The 23,308-nt window shown below is 67.4% G+C and carries 20 protein-coding genes; 12 read left to right on the top strand and 8 right to left on the bottom strand.

Annotated features, from left to right (window positions below):
* Window positions 1–10 precede the first annotated feature (10 nt).
* On the top strand, window positions 11–2,107 hold the full coding sequence (locus Poly30_RS04960) for a BamA/OMP85 family outer membrane protein (protein WP_145194920.1): 2,097 nt from the start codon (window positions 11–13) through the stop codon (window positions 2,105–2,107).
* 43 nt (window positions 2,108–2,150) lie between these two features.
* On the opposite strand, the gene Poly30_RS04955 is transcribed toward Poly30_RS04960, so the two are convergent.
* Window positions 2,151–3,809, bottom strand: a complete 1,659-nt coding sequence (locus tag Poly30_RS04955) for a PPC domain-containing protein (RefSeq protein WP_145194919.1) — start codon at window positions 3,807–3,809, stop codon at window positions 2,151–2,153.
* Between the two features lie 269 nt (window positions 3,810–4,078).
* Between Poly30_RS04955 and Poly30_RS04950 the strand changes: the two genes are divergently transcribed.
* The 3 genes from Poly30_RS04950 (at window position 4,079) to Poly30_RS04940 (ending at window position 7,587) form a co-directional block, all read left to right on the top strand.
* Window positions 4,079–5,665, top strand: a complete 1,587-nt coding sequence (locus tag Poly30_RS04950) for a hypothetical protein (RefSeq protein ID WP_145194918.1) — start codon at window positions 4,079–4,081, stop codon at window positions 5,663–5,665.
* A gap of 64 nt (window positions 5,666–5,729) precedes the next feature.
* Window positions 5,730–6,269 (top strand): TRAP transporter small permease subunit, encoded by a 540-nt coding sequence (locus Poly30_RS04945; RefSeq protein ID WP_145194917.1) that lies wholly within the window; start codon window positions 5,730–5,732, stop codon window positions 6,267–6,269.
* On the top strand, window positions 6,259–7,587 hold the full coding sequence (locus Poly30_RS04940; protein ID WP_145194916.1) for a TRAP transporter large permease: 1,329 nt from the start codon (window positions 6,259–6,261) through the stop codon (window positions 7,585–7,587). Before Poly30_RS04945 ends, Poly30_RS04940 begins: the two co-directional genes overlap by 11 nt.
* Here the strand turns inward: Poly30_RS04940 and Poly30_RS04935 are convergent.
* Together Poly30_RS04935 and Poly30_RS28130 are read right to left on the bottom strand one after the other, a co-directional pair.
* The gene (locus Poly30_RS04935) at window positions 7,584–8,027 is read right to left on the bottom strand and encodes a hypothetical protein (RefSeq protein ID WP_145194915.1); all 444 of its coding nucleotides are present in this window, start codon (window positions 8,025–8,027) and stop codon (window positions 7,584–7,586) included. The two genes, Poly30_RS04940 and Poly30_RS04935, sit on opposite strands and share 4 nt — an antisense overlap.
* Window positions 8,028–8,356: 329 nt before the next feature.
* Entirely contained in the window at window positions 8,357–8,527 is a 171-nt protein-coding gene (locus Poly30_RS28130) for a hypothetical protein (protein WP_419190972.1), read from the bottom strand.
* Window positions 8,528–8,557: 30 nt separating this feature from the next.
* On the opposite strand from Poly30_RS28130, the gene Poly30_RS04930 reads away from it, so the two are divergent.
* From Poly30_RS04930 to Poly30_RS04920, 3 genes are all read left to right on the top strand, one after another.
* Window positions 8,558–9,466 (top strand): hypothetical protein, encoded by a 909-nt coding sequence (locus Poly30_RS04930; RefSeq protein ID WP_145194914.1) that lies wholly within the window; start codon window positions 8,558–8,560, stop codon window positions 9,464–9,466.
* Complete coding sequence (locus Poly30_RS04925; protein ID WP_145194913.1) at window positions 9,463–10,653, top strand: amidohydrolase; 1,191 nt, start codon at window positions 9,463–9,465, stop codon at window positions 10,651–10,653. The genes Poly30_RS04930 and Poly30_RS04925 overlap by 4 nt, the downstream gene beginning before the upstream one ends.
* A 93-nt stretch (window positions 10,654–10,746) precedes the next feature.
* Window positions 10,747–13,422 carry a S9 family peptidase gene (locus tag Poly30_RS04920; RefSeq protein ID WP_145194912.1) on the top strand — a complete coding sequence of 892 codons (2,676 nt, stop codon included), beginning with the start codon at window positions 10,747–10,749 and terminating at the stop codon, window positions 13,420–13,422.
* Window positions 13,423–13,519: 97 nt separating this feature from the next.
* Here Poly30_RS04920 and Poly30_RS04915 read toward each other — a convergent pair whose 3' ends face one another.
* The 4 genes from Poly30_RS04915 to Poly30_RS04900 form a co-directional block, all read right to left on the bottom strand.
* Window positions 13,520–14,293, bottom strand: a complete 774-nt coding sequence (locus Poly30_RS04915; protein WP_145194911.1) for a hypothetical protein — start codon at window positions 14,291–14,293, stop codon at window positions 13,520–13,522.
* 21 nt (window positions 14,294–14,314) lie between these two features.
* A complete protein-coding gene (locus tag Poly30_RS04910) occupies window positions 14,315–14,512 on the bottom strand; it encodes a hypothetical protein (RefSeq protein ID WP_145194910.1) in 198 nt (65 codons plus the stop codon).
* An 89-nt stretch (window positions 14,513–14,601) separates the two neighbouring features.
* Entirely contained in the window at window positions 14,602–16,254 is a 1,653-nt protein-coding gene (locus Poly30_RS04905) for a cytochrome-c peroxidase (RefSeq protein ID WP_145194909.1), read from the bottom strand.
* A gap of 74 nt (window positions 16,255–16,328) precedes the next feature.
* Window positions 16,329–17,384: an acyltransferase family protein gene (locus Poly30_RS04900; RefSeq protein WP_145194908.1), complete on the bottom strand. Its 1,056-nt coding sequence runs from the start codon at window positions 17,382–17,384 to the stop codon at window positions 16,329–16,331.
* A gap of 163 nt (window positions 17,385–17,547) precedes the next feature.
* Here Poly30_RS04900 and Poly30_RS04895 point away from each other — a divergent pair, with 163 nt between their 5' ends.
* The 4 genes from Poly30_RS04895 to Poly30_RS04880 are packed head-to-tail and all read left to right on the top strand — an operon-like array spanning window position 17,548 to window position 21,925.
* Complete coding sequence (locus tag Poly30_RS04895; RefSeq protein WP_145194907.1) at window positions 17,548–19,293, top strand: glutamine--tRNA ligase/YqeY domain fusion protein; 1,746 nt, start codon at window positions 17,548–17,550, stop codon at window positions 19,291–19,293.
* A 36-nt stretch (window positions 19,294–19,329) separates the two neighbouring features.
* Window positions 19,330–19,833 carry a FixH family protein gene (locus Poly30_RS04890; protein WP_419190971.1) on the top strand — a complete coding sequence of 168 codons (504 nt, stop codon included), beginning with the start codon at window positions 19,330–19,332 and terminating at the stop codon, window positions 19,831–19,833.
* Between the two features lie 5 nt (window positions 19,834–19,838).
* On the top strand, window positions 19,839–21,350 hold the full coding sequence (locus tag Poly30_RS04885; protein WP_419190970.1) for a cytochrome-c peroxidase: 1,512 nt from the start codon (window positions 19,839–19,841) through the stop codon (window positions 21,348–21,350).
* Between the two features lie 14 nt (window positions 21,351–21,364).
* Window positions 21,365–21,925: a PepSY domain-containing protein gene (locus tag Poly30_RS04880; RefSeq protein ID WP_145194904.1), complete on the top strand. Its 561-nt coding sequence runs from the start codon at window positions 21,365–21,367 to the stop codon at window positions 21,923–21,925.
* Window positions 21,926–21,935: 10 nt separating this feature from the next.
* Here the strand turns inward: Poly30_RS04880 and Poly30_RS04875 are convergent, their stop codons facing one another.
* Complete coding sequence (locus Poly30_RS04875) at window positions 21,936–22,619, bottom strand: hypothetical protein (protein ID WP_145194903.1); 684 nt, start codon at window positions 22,617–22,619, stop codon at window positions 21,936–21,938.
* Window positions 22,620–22,693: 74 nt separating this feature from the next.
* Here Poly30_RS04875 and Poly30_RS04870 point away from each other — a divergent pair, with 74 nt between their 5' ends.
* Window positions 22,694–23,308, top strand: coding sequence for an LOG family protein (locus tag Poly30_RS04870; RefSeq protein ID WP_145194902.1), 615 nt, complete (start codon window positions 22,694–22,696; stop codon window positions 23,306–23,308).

The following is a 23,308-nucleotide window of genomic DNA, read 5'->3' as shown; positions in this document are numbered from 1 at the left end:
GAAGCACACCATGGCTCCAAGGCTCTACCAGGCTGCGTTCGTCGCGGCTCTCGCGCTCGGAATGGCGAGCTGCGTGGCCACCGCGCCCGAAGAGGTGATCGCGCCTGCGGAGCTCGACATGGGCGCGACGGGCGTCGCCTTCGAGGGAGCCCCCCCGGAGCTCCGCGTGGATCTCACGCGCAACGTGGAGGGCCTCCTGTCCCGCTTCGTCGAGACGGGGAAGCGCGCGTTCATCGACGACGCGGCCTACGAGACCGAGCTGTTCCTCACCCAGAGCGGATACGCTCGCGCCCAGGTCGACTACCAGATCCTCGGCGAGAACACGGCGCTCATCGAGATCAAGCCCGGCAGCCGCTCCACGATCGGACGAGTGCTGGTCGAGTCGAACGAGGGTTGCCCCATCCCCGACGACAGCCTGCGACTGTACGTGAACGGGCCTCGCACGGGCCTCTTCGGAAGCGGCGCCATGCTCTACGTGGAGAACCGCATCGAGGGCGCCCCTGACCAGATCGTCGAGGACCTCGTCGCGCTCGGCTACCTCGACGCGGAGGCGAGCCTGGAGGACCCCGGACCAAGAGCGGCGGGCGGCCCGGTGGACGTGATCGTCAAGGTAAGTGCAGGCGAGCGCTACTTCGTGAGCGATGCCCGCGTACGTCTCAGCCGAACGGCCGAGGCGATCGGACCGGAGCTGGAGCGCGAACTCGACAAGGAGCTGCGCAAGGTCACGGTGGACAAGGACGGAAAGCCCCGGGAATACGAGCCGCGGATGGAGGGGAAGATCCGGACGGTCCTCGCCGACGTCCTCGGCCAGGGCGGCTACCCCGACGCGTCGCTCTCCGTGGAGCCCAAGATCGACCGGGGAGCCAAGAGGGTCGACCTCGACGTGGTGGCCTTCCCAGGGCCCTACGTGCGCCTCGCCGAGGTTCGCTTCGAGGGCTCGGAGCGGACGCGCGATTCCTTCATCGCCTCTCGTCTTCTCTTCGATTCCGGCGATCCCTACAACTCGCGCAAGGTCAGGGACACGGTGCGAGGCCTCTATCGCACGGGCCTCTTCAGCCTGGTTTCTCCGAGACTGGAGGGCGCGGGAGACGCCCGCAGCCTCGTGGTCGAGATCACGGAGCAGCCGTCGCGCGAGGTCTTCTTCGAGCCAGGCTTCGGAAGCTGGGAGCTTGCGCGTCTGACGATCGGCGCCCGCGACCGCAACCTCTTCGGCAACGGCATCGGAGCGTCCGCGGAAGCGGCCGTGGCCCAGCGTGCCCTGCGCGCCAACGCTTCGCTCACCGATCCCTGGCTCTTCCGTCGTGACCTGATCGGCGATCTCAGAGCGGAGTTCAACCGGCGCGAGGAGCCGTCGTTCACGCGCGAGAGCCGCGGAGTGGGTGCCTTCATCACGAAGGAGTGGACCCGTGCTGCCTCGAGCACCATCGGCTACAAGCTCAGCCGCTCCGAGGCCAAGAACGTCCAGGCGGTCGATGCCGACGTGCTGGAGGCCCAGAGCGTGGTGAACGTCGCCAGCTTCATCCTCACGCAGCGCTACGACATCCGCGATGCGCTCTTCGCGCCGACGAAGGGCGTCTACGCAGAGGCCTCGCTGGAAGCGGCGGGGCAGTCCATCGGATCCGAACTCGAGTTCATCCGGCCGAAGCTGACGGCGGCGTGGTTCGAGCCGGTCGGCGCGGATGACGTCATCGGCATCGGTCTGCGGACGGGCGTGATCGTGCCGATCTTCGGGGAAGACACGATCCCGATCCAGGAGCGCTTCTTCGCGGGTGGTGAGAACTCGGTCCGCTCGTTCCGGGAGAGCCAGCTCGGCCCCAAGGACGAGAGCGGCCAGCCCCTGGGCGGCGAGGGTTTCGCGACCGCGTCGGTGGAATGGCGGCACGAACTCGGCGGCGCGTTCCAGTCCGCGGTTTTCGTCGACGCGGGCCTCGTCGAGCTGAAGGCGACGGACCTCTTCAGGTTCGAGAGCGTGCGCATGGGCGTCGGCGCCGGGATCCGCTACCTGCTCCCGATCGGGCCGATCCGGATCGATGCAGCGATGAATCCGGACCGACGAAGCGGTGAAGCCGAATGGGTGGTGAGCTTCGGCATCGGCATGCCGTTCTGAGAGCCTGAGCAGGAATGGCTCAGGCTCTCACCCCGCCACTCCCCTACTGCAGGCGGACACGGAGGCCGCTGCTGAAGTTGGAGACTGGCATACCTCCGACTGCGTCGCGGTACCAGAGCTGGAAGTACCAGGTATCACCGGGGAGCGCCGCCACCGAGCCCGTGGGCTGAGGGAGGTTCGTCAGGTCGACCTGGAGACTCACGAAGCCGGTCGATCCGCTGGACTGCACCTGGCCCGGGCCCACGAAGCGCCCGATCGGGGCGCCGGCGATGCAGAGGTCTCCCTGGCTGCCGCCGGGGTTGGCGACCCGCTGGAAGCCCATCGAGCCGTTGAAGAACGCGAAGGAATTGACCGGCAGGTCCTGGCAGCCAAGGGTCAGCGAGTTCGCCGACACGACGTCGCTTCCGCTCCCGATGATGAAGCCTTGCAGGCCGGTGGAGTTGGGCGTGTTGTTGCAGACGGTCTCTCCGATGCTGGTCGGGAACCCCTTGCCCAGCGTCAGCTCGTACTGGTTGTTGCCGCCGTCGTTCGGGTAGTAGAAGACCTCGAGGGTGCAGAGGGTCACGCCCGGATTCGTTGCGGTGAAGGACACCTCCTCGTAGTTCGATGTACTATCACTGCTTCCGATGAGCGGGGCACCGATGCAGCCGTTCGTCACGTCGTAGAGGCGCAGGTCGAGGTCGCCATCGGCGTGGAGGAAGTCGATGGAGACGTTGGCTCGCTCTCCCTGGACGACGCCGAAGAAGTAGAAGTCCGAGTCCGTATCGAAGACGATGAGGTTCTCGTGGACGCCGAGCCCCACCGGAGAGGGTGTGCAGAGGTCATCGTTGTCCTCGAAGAGGTCATCGCCAGGCGCTGCGGTCACCGAGTACTGCAGCTCGTAGTCGTTGCAGGAATTCCCCGCTGCGGAGTCGTACCATTCCACGCCGATCGCGATGTCCTGGACGCTGCCGGACGTGTTCGTGAAGGATACCGACTCGTTGTCGGTGGTCGAGACGCTCGACGCGAGGCTCGGCCCCCCACAGTTCCCGCCGTTGAGGTCGACCAGGAAGAGGTCGATGTCAGCCCGCGCGTGCTCGAAGACGATGGCCACGTCGAGCCGCTCACCCGGTTGGAGGCGGATATCGAACCAGTCGTCGTCGCCATCCAGGACCGCCAGACGCTGGAGCTCGATGGTGGGCACGCTGACGAGCGGGAAAGAGCTCTGGCACGTGTCGAAGTCCTCGAGTGCGTCATCGAACGGACAGGCCTGGTTGCGGATGTCGAGGTCGTAGTCGCCGCAGCCGTTCGGGGTGGAAGCGCTTGTGACGCGCAGGTAGACGGTCCTCGAGGTCGACAGCGGGTTCGTGTAGCTGAACCCTGCCGACTGGGTATTGGGGTTCGTGCCCACGATGAAGCCTCCGCCGCTACTGTACAGCTGGAGGTAGAGGGCCACCTGGGAGAAGTCGTAGCCGGCGTCCACGTCCAGGGTCCGACCGGGGCCGATCTCGATGGCGAAGAAGTCGTTGCCGGTATCCGGAACGGCGAAGTTGGCCTGCCCGACGCCCATCACCACGAGATTGAAGAGAGACGTGGCACCGGTCGGAACGGCCGTTGCCGTGGCGAAGGTGTTGTTTCCGAGGCCATCGTCGTTCGGGCACTGGGCCTGCACCGAGGTGGCCAGGGAGAAGGCGAGGAGGGAAAGAAGCAATGCTGATTTCATGGCGGGGCGGGTCGCTTGGGGAAAAGGCCGGCTTCCCATCCGTGGAGACGAGGTGGGAAGGCCGCGAAGACGTGGGAGCGGCCACGGGGTGGCCCTCACCAGGGCTCACGCGTTCCTCCCGCAGAACCCGCAGCGATTTCCGCAAGAATCGGATCCTGTCCGGCGTCGGGCCTCGCCCCGTGGTTTTTGCCGATCGCTGAGGGTCCGGTGCCTCGGGTGGCGCTTGGGACGGTGAAGAGACGACCTCTTCCCCATCCCTCCTGACCGCCATGAAGCTCAAAAGCACCCTTTGTCTTCTCGGGACGCTGTCCCTCGCGCTCCTCTTCGCCCTGCCCGCCGATGCTGCTCCCCAGCGCCGCCGCGGCACCACTCGAACCAGGACCCAGCCCGCCGCGGAGAAGCCCCTCGCTCTGGTCGTTCTGCTAGAGAACGGCGGCATCGAGGCCAACCTGGAAGCCTGCCTCGGCAAGTCGAATCGACGGGCGAAGATCACCGTGGCCACCGCTGGCGGCCTCTCGATCCCGATCGCCGGTCAGGCCGGCCTTCCCAGGGCCCTCAAGGACGCCGCGGTGGCTCTGTCCCATCTTTCGGCTCCGCTCTCACCCTCGCTCTGGAAGATCGAGCGGATCACCCTGGAAGAGTGGATCAGCCGGACGAGCGACTGGCTCCTGGAAGAACTGGTGAAGGGCTTTCAGGCCAAGAGCGGGATGAGGTCGCTCTACGCCAAGCTGATCGTCCTGGAGGACGAGAAGATGACGCCTGCGCACGCGGTGAGCGTGATCTCCTCCCTGGCGAAAACCCACCAGGTCGACGTCCACACGCTCGTCCACGGGCGCAACAACGAGTTCATCGGGCATGACGGCGCCGCGTTCGGCCGGGCCAACTTCTTCGATCCGCTGAAAGCCGCGGGCGTCGACTTGCGCGCGGTCTACCAGATGAACTGCGTCAGCGGCACGCTCATGGACGAGTGGCTCGAACTGGGCGCCGACGTCGTCAACGGCACCCTCGGCACGAAGAACAACTACATGCCGCACCAGTACTTCCACTTCCAGAAGTACTGGGTCGACGGAAGCTCCTTCGGCAACGCCGTGACCCAGGCCTACGCCGACGCGAGGAACTACAGCGAGCCTGCCTACAGCACGGTCGGGATGATCCAGTCCATCGAGGACAGCCGCATGCAGGTGCAGGGGGCCACGGGCTTGACGGCCAGGCCCACGCTCTTCCAGCTCGCCGCGCCCATCGTGGCCGGGGCCGTGAGGACGGCCGGGCAGATCGCGGAGGACCTCAAGGCCGGGGGCGAGTCCCTCGCACGGACCATCGCCGCTCTGCTCGAGCAGGGGTACAGCCTGGCGGAGGCCGCAGCGGCCGCGCAAGCCGCCTTCCTGCGTGAAGGAAGCGAGCTAGCGCGTGGTCTGATCGAGGCTGGCGTGAGCGTCGCGGATACGATCTCGACCTGCCGCGAGGCGGCGACGAAGCTGACCTACGAGACCATCGTCAGGGGCCTGAAACTCGGAGGCGCGAGCGCCAAGGACATCGCCAGGGGACTGAAGGGCCAGGCACAGCAGGCCAAGAACGTCGCGAAATGGCTCGAATCCGCCGGCTTCGGCCCGGGCCCGATCGTGAAGGCCCTGCGCCAGGGGATGCAGTGCAACCTCGCGACGATCGCCGATGCGCTCCACGGCGCAGGAACCTCGTTCCAGCACACCGCACAGGCGATGTGGGACGACATCCGGTCCCACACCCCCCAGTCGAAGATCCCCGCGGCCATCGGCGACCTCATCCAGGTGATGGCGACCGAGTTCCAGTTCACGGTGGTCCACGTGGCCGGCGAGCTGGCGAAGCTCGGGATCAAGTAGACAGAGGCGCGCGGGCCACGGCTCCGCTCTCGCGGGCGCACCCTCGCTTGGCTATGGTACCGCGATGGCCTTCGTCCGAATCGTCGATAGAACCAACGCCTGGATCGGCAAGTTTGCCGCGTGGCTCGGGCTGCTCATGGTGCTGATCGGCGCCGGAAACGCCGTGGGCGGCTACTTGGAACCGATGGTCGGGCGGAAGCTCAGCCTCGTCGCGCTCGACGAAGGGCAGTGGTATCTCTTCAGCCTGTTGTTTCTGCTGGCGGCTCCCTGGGCGCTGGCCGAAAACGCCCACGTGCGCGTCGACGTGCTGTACGGCCGGCTCGGCGCCAGGGGCAAGGCCTGGACCGATCTGGTCGGCAGCCTCGTGCTGCTGCTGCCGTTCTGCGTCTTCGCGATCGTCGTCGTGACGCCGTCGGCGATCGAGTCCTTTCGCGTTCGGGAGGTCTCGCCGGACGCGGGCGGGCTCGTGCGCTGGCCGCTGCGGATCGTGGCTCCGGTCGCGTTCTTCTTGATCGCGCTACAGGGACTCGCGGGGATCGTGCGCGCACTGCACGTGATCCGCCGCGGAGAAGCGAGCGAGGCGGAGCCCACCCATGCCGGCTGATTGGATCGGGCCCGCGATGTTCGGGACCGTCATGGTGCTGATCTTCCTCGGCTTCCCCGTCGCCTTCACCCTCGGCGGCGCGGCGCTGCTCTTCGGGTTCCTCGGGATCCAGCTGGGCTACTTCAACTGGGCCTATCTCACGAGCTTCCCCGAGCGGCTCGAGGGGATCATGGAAAACCAGGTGCTGCTCGCGGTGCCGTTCTTCATCCTCATGGGCACGGTGCTCCAGCGCTCGCGCCTGGCCGAGGATCTCCTGCACACGATCGGGATGCTGTTCGGGCCGCGGCGCGGCGGGCTCGCGCTGGCCGTCGTCTTCGTGGGAGCGCTGCTCGCGGCCGCGACCGGCGTCGTCGGCGCCTCGGTCGTGGCGATGGGCATGATCTCGCTGCCGGTGATGCTGCGCTACGGGTACAGCCCGAGCCTCGCCACCGGGACGATCTGCGCCGCGGGGACGCTCGGGCAGCTGATCCCCCCCAGCATCGTGCTGATCGTGCTGGGGAATCAGCTCGGCGTCAGCGCTGGCAAGCTCTTTCGGGGCGCGCTGATCCCGGGGCTGATGCTGGCCGGGCTCTATGCCGTGTACGTGGCGTTCACCGCGTGGCGCAGGCCCGAGTGCGCGCCGGCGCTGCCCGCGGCGGAGCGGGACATCAGCGGTCCCGCACTCGCGAAGCGCGTGTTCGGCGTCTTGATCCCGCCGCTCGCGCTGATCCTGATCGTGCTCGGCAGCATCTTCGCAGGCATCGCGACGCCCACGAAAGCAGGAGCCCTGGGGGCGGCAGGCGCGCTCCTTCTCGCTCTTCTGCGCAGGCGCCTCTCCTTCGAGAGCCTGCGAGACAGCGTCGAGGAAACCGCCAAGCTCACGACGATGGTCGTGTTCCTGCTGGTCGGCTCGACGCTCTTCGCGCTGGTGTTCCGCGGCGTCTACGGAGACGACTGGATCCGCGACATGCTCACGGGGCTGCCCGGCGGAAAGATCGGCCTCCTGGTGGTCGCGAACCTCGTCGTCTTCGGCCTCGGCTTCTTCATCGACTTCTTCGAGATCGCGTTCATCGTGCTGCCGCTCATCGTGCCCGCCGCCCAGGACCTCGGCATCACGGGCGACGCGATGATCTGGTTCGGCGTGATGATCGCGATGAACCTGCAGACGTCGTTCCTGACGCCGCCGTTCGGCTTCGCGCTGTTCTACCTGCGGAGCGTCACGCCGGACGAGGTTCCAACCTCGACGATCTACCGCGGCGTGATCCCGTTCATCGCGATCCAGGCGGTCGGACTGGTGCTGGTGATCGTCTTCCCGGAGCTGGTAACGACGCTCCTTTAGACCGTGAAGCGGAGCCGGTGATCGGCCGCGTCGGCAGTTTCCCGGGCGGCATTGACGATCTGCATGATGCTGGCATCGACGCCGAAGGCCGCAGAGTGCAAGCAGTGACCGTAGAGAAAAGAAGCCACCCAGATTCGAGGCTTCAGGCCGAGGTTCTTCCGGGCGCCCGGACCGAGCTTGATCGCCAGGTAGTTGTAGCCCTTGTACTTCTTGGTGGTGATGCTCTGGATGTCGCTCCAGCGCAGGACGCCCGAGAAGAGCCTCACGTCGCGGAACCCCTCGTGACTCATCGTGATGACGGGCCTCGCGCTGTGAACCAGGCGCCAGCCGTAGAGGGCGGTGCCGAGAGCGCAGGCGATGGTGCCCGCGAGCACGTTGCCATGGTGACCTGAGAGAACGGCGACGCCCTGGAGGACCATCACGACTTGCGCGAGACACATGGCGCCCAGGAAGCCAGCCATCGGCCCCAACTCGCTGGCCGCGCCGCAGAACTCCCGGGTTCGTGCGCGGTCTGACTGGGCGCTGGCTTTCCGGGACCCGGGAAGCGGCCCCAGGATGCCCCCTGCGAAAAGCTCCGTCCTGGAGGGAGCCTCTCCAGTGGAGCGCGGTGATTGGGTGCTGAAGGCCATCGTCAAGGCGGGGCTCGGGTGATCCGGTAGCCTCCCATGGGGCTGCCCCCGGAACGATCGGTGCCGATGGGGCTGGTTCCGAAGGCCGATAGCCCGGATCCAGGAGAAGATCCCAGGGTGAGCTTGCCGCCATCGAGGAGTCAGCGCGCGACCTCGACCACGATCCAGCTCTGGACGACGACTTCATCGGTCGATGCGATATCACGCGGAGCAAGCCGGTCGAAGTAGCGCTGCACGACCACGCGCGGGTCGGGCTCAGCGAGCCTCATCGGCGCGCCGACGAGCGCCTTCTGGTTGGCGAGGACCTCCACGGAGTTCGAGATGCGGGGTATCTTCAGGCCATGCTGAAGAACATCGCCTGCGCCATTCTGCTGCTCGGGGCCGCCAGTTGCTCCCTGACCCCGAAGTACAGCGTCTACGGCGCCGACCTGGAGACCCGCGAGGGGGCGCGCGTCATCCTTTGGGCGAACGACGAAGGCTACGGGACGTTTCGCTGCGTGGTCGAGCGGAAGGGTGAGGGCGCCGAGAGCGTTCGCGTCCTCCGATCGGCGGGAGACCTGGCCTCTCTCGCCAAGGCGGGGCCGATCGCCGGAGCATCCGTCATGCTTCCGCCTGACGTCACGGAAGCCCAGCGAGGGGCGGCCGCTTCTCTCCTCGCGGAGCTGGGCGCGCTGCAGCCGCGCATGAGCGCGCACCTCGTGGTGACGGAGGTTCCCTGGCGGGACGTGCGGAGCGTGGATGACCTGATCGACCGATCCCGAGAGTGCCGTGACCTAGTCCAGCCCCAGCGCAACCACGGGGTGGCCGTGGAGGAGCTCATGCTGCTCATGCAGCCCGACCTTCTGATCGCTCCCGCGGCGAACGTGGACGGCACCGCCCCCGACTCGTTCCTGGTGGCCGCCACTCCGCGGGTCCGAACGGTGGCCTACGCCAACGACGCCAAGAATCACCAGTACTCCCGGATGCTGGCCGAGGACCTGCACGCACGCATCGCGACGGCCCCGGCGAGTGAACTCGCGAGACAGCAGCAAAACGCCATCGTGATATTGCCGTACGACGCGGACCAAGCGTGCCGTGAACGCTGCCAGCAGCTCATGGTTCAGCTACTCGCGGACGCGGTTCCCACCTGGGCGATCTCGTGGCGGACCTCGGAGACCATGAGCGCCGAGGATCTCCGCGACCCCGAGTCCCTCGCTGAAATGCTGGCGGGCAGAATCATCGCCGCCCCCTCGCCGAAGAGCCGCGAATGAAGCTCGCCCCTCTCGCCGAATTCCGGCGCGCCCTTCATCGCCAGCCCGAGGTCTCCGGGCGCGAGCAGCGTACCAGCGAGGTCATCGCCGCCGCCCTGCGCGAACTTCGGCCGGACCGGATCTGGACCTCACTCGGCGCGGGGGCGGGGACCGGAGCGGACGGTGGGTTCGGAGTCGCCGCCGCGTTCGACGGAACGGCCGAAGGGCCGACCGTGCTTTTTCGCGCCGAACTCGACGCGCTTCCGATCCAGGAAGCGGCCGGGCCCGAGCACGCATCCGAGGTCCCAGGCGTGGCGCATCTTTGCGGACACGACGGGCACATGACCATTCTGCTGGGGCTCGCGCGGCGACTCGCGGCGCGGCGGCCCGACCGCGGCCGCGCCGTGCTCTTGTTCCAGCCCGCCGAGGAAACCGGCGAAGGAGCGCGCGCGATCGTGCGCGATCCACGCTTCGCCGAGCTGCGGCCCGATCACGCGTTCGCGCTGCACAATCTGCCGGGCTCGCCGCTCGGGGAGGTGGTCCTGCGCGAGGGCACCTTCAACTGCGCCTCGCGGGGATTCGTCGCGCGGCTCGTCGGGCGGACCTCCCACGCAGCCCATCCGGAAGATGGGCTGAGCCCGGCTGCGGCGATGTGCGAGCTCGCCATGGCGCTGACCGAACTGCACCTGCACGAGACCCTGAGCGAAGCGGCGCTCGGCGCCGCGCCGGGCCTCACCCTCTCGACCCTCATCCACGCGCGGCTCGGCGAGGTCGCGTTCGGGACCGCCCCCGGCGAGGCGTTCGTGATGGCCACCCTGCGCGCCGAACACGACGCACAGATGGGACGGCTCTCGGAGCTGGCGCTCGGCACCGCGGAGCGCATCGCCGCCGCGCACGGACTCCGGCTGGAGACGCGCTGGCAGGACGAGTTCCGGGCCTGCGTCAACTCCAGCGATGCGTGCTCGCGGATCGTCGCCGCTGCCGAAGTCGAGGGGCTCCGCGTGCGGACGCTCACCACTCCATTTCGCTGGTCCGAGGACTTCGGCTCGCTCAGGGAGTGCGGCGCCTCGCTCGCGATGTTCGGACTCGGCGCCGGTGAGAGCCACCCCCAGCTTCATGCGCCCGACTACGACTTCCCCGATGCTCTGATCGAGCGCGGCGCGGGCATGTTCTGGCGCGTCGCCGAGGGGCTTCTGTTCGACGCGTAGGCCCGCAGCAGACTGTCGCAGAACGAGTCTGCTGTAAGGGGTTCGTGGGGGGCTTACCCGCGCTCGGGGATCCCCCTTAGCATCCCTGGACCCATGAAGCAGATCTCCCCACTCCACACGGCGCTCTTCGGCGCGCTCCTGCTGGCCGCACCGATCGCGTCGGCATTTTCCGCCCCTGCTCCCTCCTCCTACTCATCTGCCGCTGCGCAGGACGGTAAGGCCGAGAAAGACAAGAAGGCCGAAGAAGAAAACGACGACGACAAGAAGGCGGAAGCCGAGGACAAGAAGCTCACCCTCGAGCGGCTCTTCGACGAGAAGAAGAGGTGGTTCGGCAGTACGCCAAGATCCGCCGAGATCTCGCCGGACGGAAAGCACGCCGCCTACCTCTGGCGCCCGTACGAGGAGCGTCGCCACGGTTCGGACCTCTACCTCATGGACCTCGAGAGCGGCGAGTCGCGACGCATCACGTCGGTCTCGGTGATGGCCGAGTTCCAGGCGTCCACGAAGGAGGTCGCCGAGGACCGACTGAAGAAGAACAAGAAGGACGGCAAGAAGGGTGAAGGCGAGGGCGCCGACAAGGAAGACAAGTCCTGGTCGACGCTGAAGGACAAGGTCAAGGGTGCCCCCGAGGGTGACGAGAAGTCCAAGGATGACGAGACGAAGGACGAGCGCGACCTGCGCGACGTCGTCACCGAGAAGGACGCCGACGACGAGAAAGCGCCGCGCTACAGCGGCGTGCGCGGCTTCGCCTGGTCCCCCACCGCACCCGAGCTCCTCTTCACGAGCGGCGGCGACATCTATCGCTACCAGATCGAAGGCGACGAGGGTGACCGCGACGGCGACGACATCGAGCGCATGACGAAGACGCGCGAGGTCGAGCGCGAGGTTCAATACCTCCCCGATGGCAGCGGCTACACGACGCTCCTCGGCGACGCGCTCGTCCGCGTCGAGTTCGGCGACCACTTCGTCGACCAGCTCGATCCCAAGCTTCCGGACGGCATGTCGATGGTCGGCTACGAGCTATCCCCCGACGGCCAGAAGGTCGCCTTCGTGGCCAGCGCGGGCGACCGCAGCCCCGGCAAGCGCACGGTGGACATCGCCACCTACCGCGACCGTTTCATGAAGGTGCGCACGGTGCCGCGGACGGTCAGCGACGATCCGATCTCGAACACGAAGACCGGCGTTTTCGTCTACGAACTGCCGTCCCGCGAGTCCGAGGACGGGGAGCTGTCCAAGATCTTCGAGCAGAAGGCCACGGGCCCCCGCGACATCCTCCGCGTGCCGGACTGGGCGCCTGACTCCAGCCGCGTCACCTTCGCGGTCTTCGACCAGGAAACGAGCCAGATCCGCGTGCTCGAGGCCGTGCTGCCCGATCGCAGCGCGAAGGACGAAGAGGCATCGAAAGAGAAGGCCGAAGACGGCGAGAAGGCCGAAGGCGAAACCAAGACCCCCGACGACGACGAGGACGCCGCGCCCGACAAGGACGAGAAGAAGACGAAGGAGAAGCCGATCGAGGCCCGCATCGTCCACCGCTTCCTCCACACGGGCGGTCCCAACACGCCCGGGATGATCCAGCCGCGCTACCTCGCCGACAGCCGCCGCATGGTGATGGTGACGGAGCAGACCGGCTTCCGCCAGCTGCACGTCCTCGACCCCGTGTACGAGTCGCTGATGCCCCTGACCCAGGGTCACTTCGAGGTCTACCCGATCGGCATGCCGAAGGACCGCTCGTGCATCTTCGTCGAGGCCACCAAGGAGGACCCGGCGTGCCAGGACCTCTACTGCGTGAACTTCGAGTCCGGTGAGATGAAGCGCATGAGCCCCGAGCGCGGTCAGTACTCAGGTGCCACGTTCAGCGCCGACGGCAAGCACGTGCTCGCGTCCTTCACGAACTTCGGTACTTCGAGCGATCTGGTGCACATCGACACCACCACGTCGGAGCAGACGCGGATCACGGAATCCCACCCCGAGCGTTCGAAGGAGATCCTGGAGCTGAACCCCGAGTTCTTCACCTACGACAACCGCGAGGGCCAGAAGATCCACGGCTTCCTTTTCGAACCCGAGGAGAAGACCGAGGAGAAGCGTCCGCTCCTGATCTACGTCTACGGCGGCCCACTGGGCGTCCGCAAGCAGGTCACCGAGGGCAACTACAGCACGTCGAACCTCTTCGCGCGCTACATGACCGACGAGCACGGCTACGTGACGGCGACCATCGATCCGCGAGGCATGTCCGGCTACGGCGCCGTCTTCGAGAAGGCCAACTTCGAGCAGGTCGGCAAGCCCCAGGTGAACGACCTCGTCGACGGCGTGCGCTACCTGATCGAGCACCACAACGTGGACCCCGAGCGCGTCGCCATCCACGGCTGGAGCTTCGGCGGCTTCCAGACGCAGATGTGCCTCTACACCGAGCCGGACGTCTTCAAGTGCGGCATCGCGGGCGCTGGCCCGACGGAGTGGGAGAACTACAACTCGTGGTACTCGACGGGCACCATCGGCGAGAGCCGGGCGGGCAAGACCGACCTCGCCAAGTACTCGCTGCTGCCGCTGGCGAAGGGCCTGAAGGGCAAGCTCCTCTTGGTGCACGGCATGGAGGACCCCAACGTGCTTTACCAGGACACGGTGCGGGTCTACGCCGAGCTACTGGACGCGGGCAAGGAGACGCTGGTCGAGCTCTTCCTCGATCCGACCGGAGACCACGGACTGGGCGGGCAGGTCAAGACCCTCAACCGCTTCAGGAAGTACGAGGAGTTCCTGCTGCGCTGCCTGTGATCCCTCAGCCGCCTCCGGTCTCCAGGTGAAGAGAAGGAGGGTCTGGCATTCGACGCGAATGCCAGACCCTCCTTCTGTATGCAGGTCTCAGGAGAGGCTACTTGCCGCCCAGCTTCAAGAGCTTCTGACCGCGCGCGACGATCTTCGCGTCCGCGTTCTTCTCGAGGAACTTCTCGAGCTTCTTCAGGGCCTTCTCGTCCAGCCCGTCCTCTGCGAGCGTCGCCTCGATCTTCGCGTAGGACTTCGCCGCCTTGAGCTGATCCTTCATGTCGTCGGCGCCGAACGTTTCCGTCAGCTTGGCCACGCGCTCGTCGAAATCGGCCAACCCCTTCACGCCCTTCTCGAGCGCCTCGAACTGCTCCTCGGCTTCGAGCAGGTACGCGTTCTCCAGCATCCAGTCAACGCGCTTGAACTTCGCCTCGAGGTCCTTCTGGAACGTCTTCACGAGATCCGCCCCTGCGGCCGCATCCTCGTCTCCGGAGTCAGCGACCTTCTGGGCCTCGGCGATCGCCTTCGCGAAGTCACCCTTGGCGAACGCCTTGTAGGCGCTCTTCAGTGACTTCGGCGCATCGTCTGGACCCTTCTTCGCCTTGCCGATCTCCTCGTCGATCGCCTTCATGATCTTGCTGTGGTCCGACATCGGGTTCCCCTTCATCAGGAGCTCGCCGCTGGCGGAGATCAGCGCGTAGTTCGGGATGCCCTTGGAGCCCGTGTTGAACGGCCGCTCGGTCGTCCACATGGCGCTGGTTCCCATCCACTTCCGGTCCCACGCAAATTTCTCGGCCTTCTCGGGCGTAGCGCCCTGCACCTCCACGAAAAGGACGACCAGGTCGTCACCGTACTCACCTGCAGTCTTGATAGCCGAGGGCACCGCCCCCGAAACGCAAGGGCCTCATTGCGTTCCCCAGAACTCGACCAGGACAGGACGTCCCCGGAGCTCTGAAAGACTCTTGATGCCCATGGAGTTCAGAGGGGCTTCACGGAACGAGTAAGAGGGCTTCTCGCCCGCTTCGGCAACACCTTGCGCCGGCGCCGACCCCATGAGGAGCGCGCCGGAAGCCAGGCCGAGTGTGAGAATCGATTGGATCATGATGGCTCCAATCTAGCCGACGGCCTTTCGGGCCGCAGGACCCAAACCCCTGGACCGCAGAAACAGATACGAACCTGCTAAAGCGCCCCCTACTCCACCGTGAAGCGGAGCTGCTGGGAGCGAGCCACGCCACCGGGGGCCTGCGGGTCCCTCACCCACCACTGGGCGTCGAACGCCAGACCCACCATCGCGGGCGTCTGGGTCAGCGGGAACTGCCACGTTGCATAGCCTTTACCCGCGGGGCCCGCCGAAACGGCGAGCGGCGCGAGCGGCAGCCCCAGCGAGCGGACCGCCAGCGGACCGCCCAGCCCACCGGGCGCGGCCAGCCGCAGCCGCATCGACGCGAAAGTTCCACCGAGCCCCGCTTCGAGCCCGATCCGGAAGTCCTCGGCCCCCAGGAACGGAGACGCCGTGACGAGCGCCCTGGGCGCGATGCCGCCGGTCCCGATGATCTCGCCGACACCGAGCAGCTCGGGGTTCCGCGCGCCCGGGCCGCGCTCCGAGCGAAGCGTCGGTCGATCGAACGGGAACGTCCCCGCTGCCACGCGCGGGTCGGTGAGCGCGTGCAGGAACTCGGTGATGTCGTCGATGTCCGAGGCCGGAATAAACAGGCCGTTCAGCGCCGGATCCAGGCCGTCGAATCCTCCGCCGACGCCGGTTCCGTAGATCGCCACGGTGCCGCGGAGATCGGTGATCGTCGGGTCGCCATGGTGAAACCAGTGGCCCCGCAGCGCGACATTGCGAAGCGAGGGCGTCTTGAACTTGCCCAGATCCTGGGGATCACCGGTCGCGTTCATACGCCCCGGATCCTCGTAGGACGGGCGAAGCGCGAGATTGTGGTAGTCACCGTTGGCGAAGAGCGGAGGCGTGTGACAGACGGCACAGGCTGCCGTGCTTTCGAACGCGAACATGCCGCGCAGCTGGGCCGCGGAGAGGGCCGCGCTGTTCCCGCGCTGGAAGTCGTCCCACGGCGTTTCGTCGGGAACGAGGGTGCGCTGGTACGTGGCGAGCGCGAAGGCGAGGCGAACGGGCGTGATCTCGGGCGTTCCGAAGGCCTGGCTGAAGAGTTCGGGGTACGACGGATAGGCGGCCAGCGTGGCCTGGGTATCGGGCGGGAGCTGGCTCGCGAGGGCGAGCGGACGCACGGCCGCGAGGCGCTCCATGAGGCCGTCCCACGATCGTCCGTCGTCCGCCATCTCCACGCTGGAGAGAATCGGGCCCAGGGACTGACTCTCCAGGGCGCCGCCGCTCGCGATCACGAGCGCGCCCGTCAACGGGTCACTGAACTTTCCCTTGGCGCGGCCATCCCAGAAGAGGTCGGAAAAGTAGGCCGCCGTGAGCGTGCTCGGCGCATAGCGCGCGGTGACCTGGGCGCCGACGCCGAAGCGATCGTCCGGCTCGATGTGGCCGAAGGCGCTGGCGCGGACGACGCCCGGTGAGCCGTTTCGGTCATCGGCCGTCCCGAAGACGCCGTCGAAGCCCGGGTGAACGATGGCCGAGCCACCGCGCGGATCGCTGCCGCCCGCCGTCGGGAAGTGGCACGTACCGCACGCGATCGAGCCGTCGCTGGAGAGCTGCTCGTCCCAGAACAGGATCTTGCCGAGCGCCGCTTTCTCTGCCGTGACCGGATTCTCGGGCGGCGCGGTCGGCGGCGTGAGGTAGCCCTGGCCGAGCGCAGAGGCACCGAGCAAGCCGGAAAAGAGCACCAGAACGGGGCATCTGCGGCGGATGGAAGCGGTCATGGCGGCTTGGGTCTTCGGCACGTTCTGAAGAGGGACAGGAGGTGGCGGACGTTCCCTCACGTCTCGCCTGAATTCTAGTCCGCTTCGGGAGGTGCGGTAGCCCGCGCGCTGAGGACGCCCAAGAACGGCCGCTCGACGAGCCAATAGGACGCAGCGCCCGCGAGGCAGCTGGCGGCCAGGAACGCGGGGCCGAGGGCCGCCTGCGGCAGCCCGAGCGCCGCGCCTCGGTCGACGAAGTACCCGAGCACGAGCGCGTGGAGCAGGTACACGCTGTAGCTGATCTGGCCGAGCCAGCGCAGGGGTGCCCACGAGGCAGCGGCGCGGATCCAGCCGCCGGGCTGGAGCGCCGCCGCCAGCACGACGGCCCAGAGGACCGCGAACGCGTCGAACCACAGGTGAAAACGCGTGTGCTCCACGGGCTCGCCGGTCACCAGGGACCAGACCGACGGCGTCAGCAGGACCAGCGCGAAGCTGGCGATCGAGGCCAGGACGAGGAGCCCGCGGCGCGCGCGGTCCCGAAGCTCGATGAGCGCAGGACCGACCACCGCCAGCGCCGACCCCGCGAGGAAGATCGGCAGGAACGGCGCCACGTTCGGCCGGTAGCGCGGCGGCTCGCTCGTGAAGTCCGGTGGGAAGGCCCAGCGGAGCGCGGTCGCCGCCACGCCGAGCACCGCGAGCCGGAGCGCGACGCTCCGAAGCGGGCCGAGGAGCAGCACGATCACCGGCAACGTCAGGTAGAAGAACACCTCGACGGGGATCGTCCAGAAGTGATGCTCGGCGCGGACGAGCGCGAGATGCTCCAGCGCGGGCCGCTCCCCCATCGCCCCGAAGATCACGAGGATCCCGAGCGTCAGCGCGTAGGCGGGCATGATGCGAAGCAGGCGGCGCGCCGCGAAGCGCCGCCAGCAGATCGGCTCAGCGCCGTCGATCCGGGCCAAGAGCTGACCCGTGAGCAGGAAGCTCGAGAGGACGAAGAAGAGGAAGACCCCGGGCCGCCCGAGGCCCGCCGCCCGAAGGCCGCCGATCCACGACGGTGGGACGAGATCGATGCCCGCGTTGCTGGCGTGCGACGCGAGAACCAGCAGCACGGCGAGGCCGCGCAATCCGTCGAGGGGCTGGAGTCGCTTCACCCGGGAAGCCTACAACGTCGACACCCGGCCCGTCTTTCTTCTGATTCGCGCGGAAGTGTCCGGCCCAATCGGGGCGGTCGACCGCGCCGCCCCGTAGACTCCCCCTCCGAAGGGCCCCGGATGGCCCACCCCAAGACGGCCCGCGCGACCGGCCGAGATTCCCATGTGCCCTGATCCCAAGAACCCGAATTCGAGCGCCGGAGCCCCCGGCACTGGATCCCCTGGCGCCGCCGCCGCTCCCGAGGCTGCCTCTCGAATGAACTTCGTCGAGCAAGAGGTGGAGAACGACATGGCGGCGGGCCGGACGCCCGAGGGCGTGATCACGCGCTTCCCACCGGAGCCGAACGGCTACCTGCACATCGGTCACGCCAAGGCGATCTGGGTCGACTTCGGCATCGCCGAAAAGTTCGGCGGGCGCTGCAACCTGCGCTTCGACGACACGAACCCGGCCAAGGAGAGCCAGGAGTTCGTCGACTCGATCAAGGACGACATCCGCTGGCTCGGCTACGACTGGCAGGGCCACGAGTACTACGCCTCCGACTACTTCGAGGCCCTCTACGGCTTCGCCGTGCAGCTCATCGAGAAGGGCCTTGCCTACGTCTGCGACCTCTCCGCCGAGGAGACCCGCAGCTACCGCGGCACGCCCCATGAGCCCGGCAAGAACAGCCCGAACCGGGACCGCTCGACGACCGAGAACCTCGCGCTCTTCAAGAGCATGCGGGACGGCGAGTTCCCGGACGGAGCGTGCACGCTGCGCGCGAAGATCGACATGGCGCACGCCAACCTGAACATGCGCGACCCGGTTCTCTACCGGATCGCGCGCGCCCACCACCACCGCACCGGCGACGCGTGGTGCATCTATCCGATGTACGACTTCGCCCACGGGCAGTCGGATGCGATCGAGGGCGTGACGCACTCCCTCTGCAGCCTGGAGTTCGAGAACCACCGTCCTCTGTACGAGTGGTTCCTGGAGCACATCGACGGCATCGGTTCCCCGCGCCAGATCGAGTTCGCGCGCCTCAACCTCACCTACACGATCACCTCGAAGCGCAAGCTCCAGGAGCTCGTCGAGAAAGGGTACGTGACCGGCTGGGACGACCCGCGCATGCCCACGATCCGCGGCCTTCGCAAGCGTGGCTACACGCCCGACGCGATCCGGAACATGTGCGCCGCCGCTGGACTGACGAAGTTCAACGCGCTCCACGACATGCACCTTCTGGAGAACGCGCTGCGCGAGGATCTGAACAAGCGCGCCGATCGCCGCATGGCCGTGCTCGATCCCCTGAAGGTCGTGATCACGAACCTCGCCGAGGACGAGGCCATCGAGTGCGAGGCCGTGAACAACCCAGAGGCCGAGGGCGAAGGCACGTCGCGCACGCTCCATCTCACGCGCGAGATCTGGATCGAGCAGGAGGACTTCCGCGAGGACGCTCCGTCGAAGTTCTTCCGACTGAAGGCGAACGGTGACGTGCGCCTGCGCTACGGCTACGTGATCCACTGCGACGAGATCATCAAGGACGACGCCGGGAACGTCGTCGAGCTGCGCTGCACCTACGATCCCGAATCGGGCGGCGGCAAGACGCCCGAGGGCAAGAAGAAGGTCAAGGGCATCATCCACTGGGTCAGCGCGCGTGACGCCGTCGATGCCGAGGTGCGCCTCTACGACCACCTGTTCAAGGAGCCGCAGCCGGGGACCGGCGGTCGCACGATCGAGGAGGACCTGAACCCCGATTCGATTCAAGTCGTCCAGGGCGCCAAGCTCGAGCCGGCGCTGAGCGCAGCCGCGGCCGGGACCCAGGTACAGTTCGAACGTCTCGGCTACTTCGTGCGTACGGACGACGAAGACATCGTCTTCAACCGCGCCGTTTCGCTGCGCGACTCCTGGGCCAAGTTCGAACAGAAGGGCTGAGGCCAAAGGCCGGCCCCGATGGTCTATAGTGTTGCCATGAACCGGGCTGGCCTTCCGATCTCCATGTTTCTTGCGCTTCTGCTGCCGCACGCGCTCGGCTCGTGCGGCGGTGGTTCGACCTCCGAGGCGGGCCCGCCGGACGGGGTCCGAAGCGCTGACGAGGCACGCGCGACCGAGCCGGACAGCTACGAGTTCCAATTCGAGGCGCCGCGGGAGATCGTGACGCGCGACGACGCGTTCCGGGTGACCTGGCGTCCCGAGAACGGACGCGTCCCCATCAACGAGCACTTCTCGGTCGACGTCACGCTCGTGCGCAACGACGCGGAGCGCACGCCGGTCGAAGGCGCGAGCGTGACGATCAGCTGCTTCATGCCGGATCACGGCCACGGCATGCTTCGGGAGCCGCGGTCCGAGGAGCTGGGCGAAGGCAAGTACCGAGTGAACGGCTTTCTCCTGCACATGGACGGGTACTGGACGGTAGCCGTGAACGTTCTCGTGGATGGGCTGGCCGCCACGGCCGAGGACGAGCTTCGGCTGTGAGGCGAGTGGCACGAAGCGGCGGGGTGAGGCTCGCGACGGTATGGCTCGGTGTCGCCCTTTTCGCCGTCGGCTGCGGACATCCGGAGACCCCGGGTCGCGGCGGATCCGAGGCCGATTCGACCGCCATCGAGGCGAAGGCCTGGATTCCCCCGCTGTCGCCCGATGCTCTGAAGCGAACGCTGCGCCTCTCGCCCGTCCCTGCGGTTCCGGTCGATCCGACGAACCGCGTCTCGGGCAACCCCGACGCCGCGGAGCTCGGCAGGCATCTCTTTCACTCGCGCGCGCTTTCCAGGGCAGGCACGATCGCCTGCGCCACGTGCCACGACCCGCGCGAATCGTTCGCCGACGGCAAGAAGCTCAGCATGGGCGTCATGCAGCTGGAGCGGCACGCGCCGTCCCTCTGGAACGTGGCGCATCTTCGATGGTTCTTCTGGGACGGTCGCGCCGACAGCCTGTGGAACCAGGCCCTCGTGCCGCTGGAGGATCCGCTGGAGCACGCGTTCACGCGCTCGGACGTGGTCCGCACGATCCACGGCGAGCCGACGCTGCGAACGCTCTACGAGACCGTCTTCGGGCCGATGCCGCCCTTCGACGACGCTGAGCGATTCCCGCCGGCCGCGCGGCCCGTTCCGGCCGACGATCGCGCGCATCAGCTGGCGGCGGCACACGCGAAGCGTCAAAGGGCGAGGGCAGGGATCCAGGGAACCGCGACGACGGGCGAGCACCACACGCATCTCTACGGCACCGGCTTCTATCACCCCCACCAGCGCGCCTGGGACAGCATGACCCCCGAAGATCAGGAGGCCGTGACCCGCGCGTTCGTGAACGCTGGCAAGTCCATCGCGGCCTTCCAGGAGCGCCTGGTCTCCGCGCGTGCGCCCTTCGATGTGTTCGTCGAGGGCCTGCGTGAGCACGACCCGGACAAGGTGGCTGCGCTCGACCCGGCGGCGCTGCGCGGCCTCGAACTCTTCACGGGCAAGGCACAGTGCATCGTCTGTCACCACGGCCCGCTCTTCACGGACTACGAGTTCCACGACACCCAGGTGCCGTCGAACGAATCGCTTCTCTGGAGCGATAGCGATGGGCAGGCCGAGCCGCCTCGACGACCCGAGGACGCGCCCCCCGAGGACCTCGGTCGAGTCCACGGGGTCGAGCGGCTGCGCGCGTCGGAGTTCGGCGTGGGCTCCCGTTGGTCCGATGATCCGAACGGGCCCTCGAGGGTCAAGGTCGACTACCTTCCGAGGCACCTCCACGAGGGTTCGCCGGAGTTCAAGACGCCCTCGCTCAGGAACGTCGCTTTGACCGCGCCGTACATGCACAACGGTGTCTTCGACACGCTGGAACAGGTCGTGGAGTTCTACAACACCCGGGAGACGGCGAGGCCAGCCAGCGGCCAGTCGGAGCGGATCCTCCAGCCGCTGCATCTCTCACCGTCGGAAGCGGAAGACCTCGTGACCTTCCTCGAGTCGCTCACCGACGATTCCCTCGATCTCTCCTCGGTGCGCGCTCCCCGCTAGGGGCCACAGCTTCCATGACCGATCGCGAAGGCGTCACGGCGGTTCCCGGCGCCGCAAGATCCAGGAAGAGCCGCGCGCCGAAGCGCAATCGGCAGCTGCATCGAATCGGAGCGATCATCGCCGCGGTGCCCCTTCTCGTCGTGATCGCCAGCGGCATCTTCCTTCAGCTGAAGAAGGATTGGGCCTGGATCCAGCCGGCCACCATGCGCGGCTCCACGAAGGAACTCAGGCTGTCGTGGGATGAGGTGCTAGCCGCTGCCGCGAGCGTACCCGAGGCCGGGATTCGGTCCTGGAACGACATCGATCGACTCGACGTCAGGCCTTCACGGGGCATGCTGAAGGTGCAGGCGAAGAACAGCTGGGAGGTCCAGATCGACACGGCCTCGGGCGAGGTCCTGCAGTCGAGCTACCGGCGCTCGGACGTGATCGAGGCCATTCACGATGGGTCGTGGTTCGCGGGCTGGGCGAAGCTCTGGGTCTTCCTGCCCGCGGCCCTCATCCTGCTCGGCCTCTGGTTCACCGGCATGTACCTGTGGGCGCTGCCCCACATGATCAAGCGCCGGCGGAGGGTCTGAGCGAGCCAGCTCAGGCCGATCGCGCGGAGTCGCTGTCGAATTCGGCCCCTGGCACGTCGTAGCCGTACTCGGCCGCAGCAGCCATGACCTCACGCGTCAGGCGCGTCACCGGAAGGTCTTCCCATGCGAGTGGAACCTGCTGGCGAGTCGGCACGCCTCCGAGTTCTTCGATGACGCGTCGAGCGTTGCCCGCATCGCGCTGAAGGCCGAGGAGGGCCAGCTGCTCGCAGGCGCGGTGCTCGTTGAAATCCTCGAGGCGGTAGCGGCGATAGATCAGGTCCTCGTAGTCACCCGCGACCTCGATCATGCGGTGCCACTCGACCCACAGGCGCATGCAGCGATCGAGCGATCCGCCGCGCCGTGTCTCGGGCAGAAAGTCGTTCACGAAGTCACGGCTCGGTGAGTCGCGCTCGAAGAATCGGCTGGCGTAGAGGTCGTGGATGGTGGCCAGCGGGTGCCGGACCTGGTGGATGACGACGCTGCCTTCCGGGAGCTTGCCCAGCACCGGTGCGGCGTACCAGGAGGAGTCGCCCGCCAGGCTGGTCGGCCAGAAAAGCGTTCCACCTCGCTCGAACGCCGCCGTGTGAAACACCCCCTCGTCGCCGCAGGGAGCTCCGAGGGCCGTGAAGACCCTGGAGGTGAAGCTGAGTTCGGAGCGCGGGGCACCGGTGATGACGAAGGGGCGTGAGGGCATATGCTTAGCTGGCTACGGAAGGGATCGGGCTCCCGAGCCGTCACTCTTGAGCCGACGCGCTGTAAGTTGGGCGGATGACACGACCCTCGTCCTCCAGCGACGCGCCACAGCGCATCTGCGTCTTCTGCGGCAGCAACGACGGCGCCCACCCGCGCTACCTCGAGATGGCCCGAGCGACCGGTCGGGCGATTGTCTCCCGGGGCAAGGGCGTCGTCTACGGAGGTGGAAACCGGGGCCTGATGGGCGCCGTGGCCGACGCCGCCCTGGAGGCGGGCGGCGAGGTCCACGGGGTCCTACCCTTCGGCCTGCAGACGATGGAGGTCGCCCACAGGGAGCTCACCCACCTGGATGTCGTCGACACGCTGCACGAGCGGAAAGCGCGGATGATGGAGCTCTCCTCGGCCTTCCTGGTCCTCCCGGGCGGCCACGGGACGCTCGAGGAGTTCTTCGAAGTCCTCACCTGGCTCCAGCTCGCCATCCACGACTGCCCGGTCGGCGTTCTGAATCTGAACGGCTACTACGAGCACGTGGTCCAGCACCTCGACCTGGCCGTTCGCGAGGGCTTCATCCGGCCGGAGCATCGGGCGCTGGTGCTCGTCGAAAGCGACCTGGAGACCCTGCTCGATCGCATGGACGCCTGGACTCCGCCGCCGAGGCCCCGATGGGCCGGTACGCGGCCGCGGCCCTGA

The organism is Saltatorellus ferox, from assembly GCA_007751475.1.
GTDB lineage: Bacteria > Planctomycetota > UBA1135 > UBA1135.
This window is presented reverse-complemented; position numbering and strand designations above follow the sequence as displayed.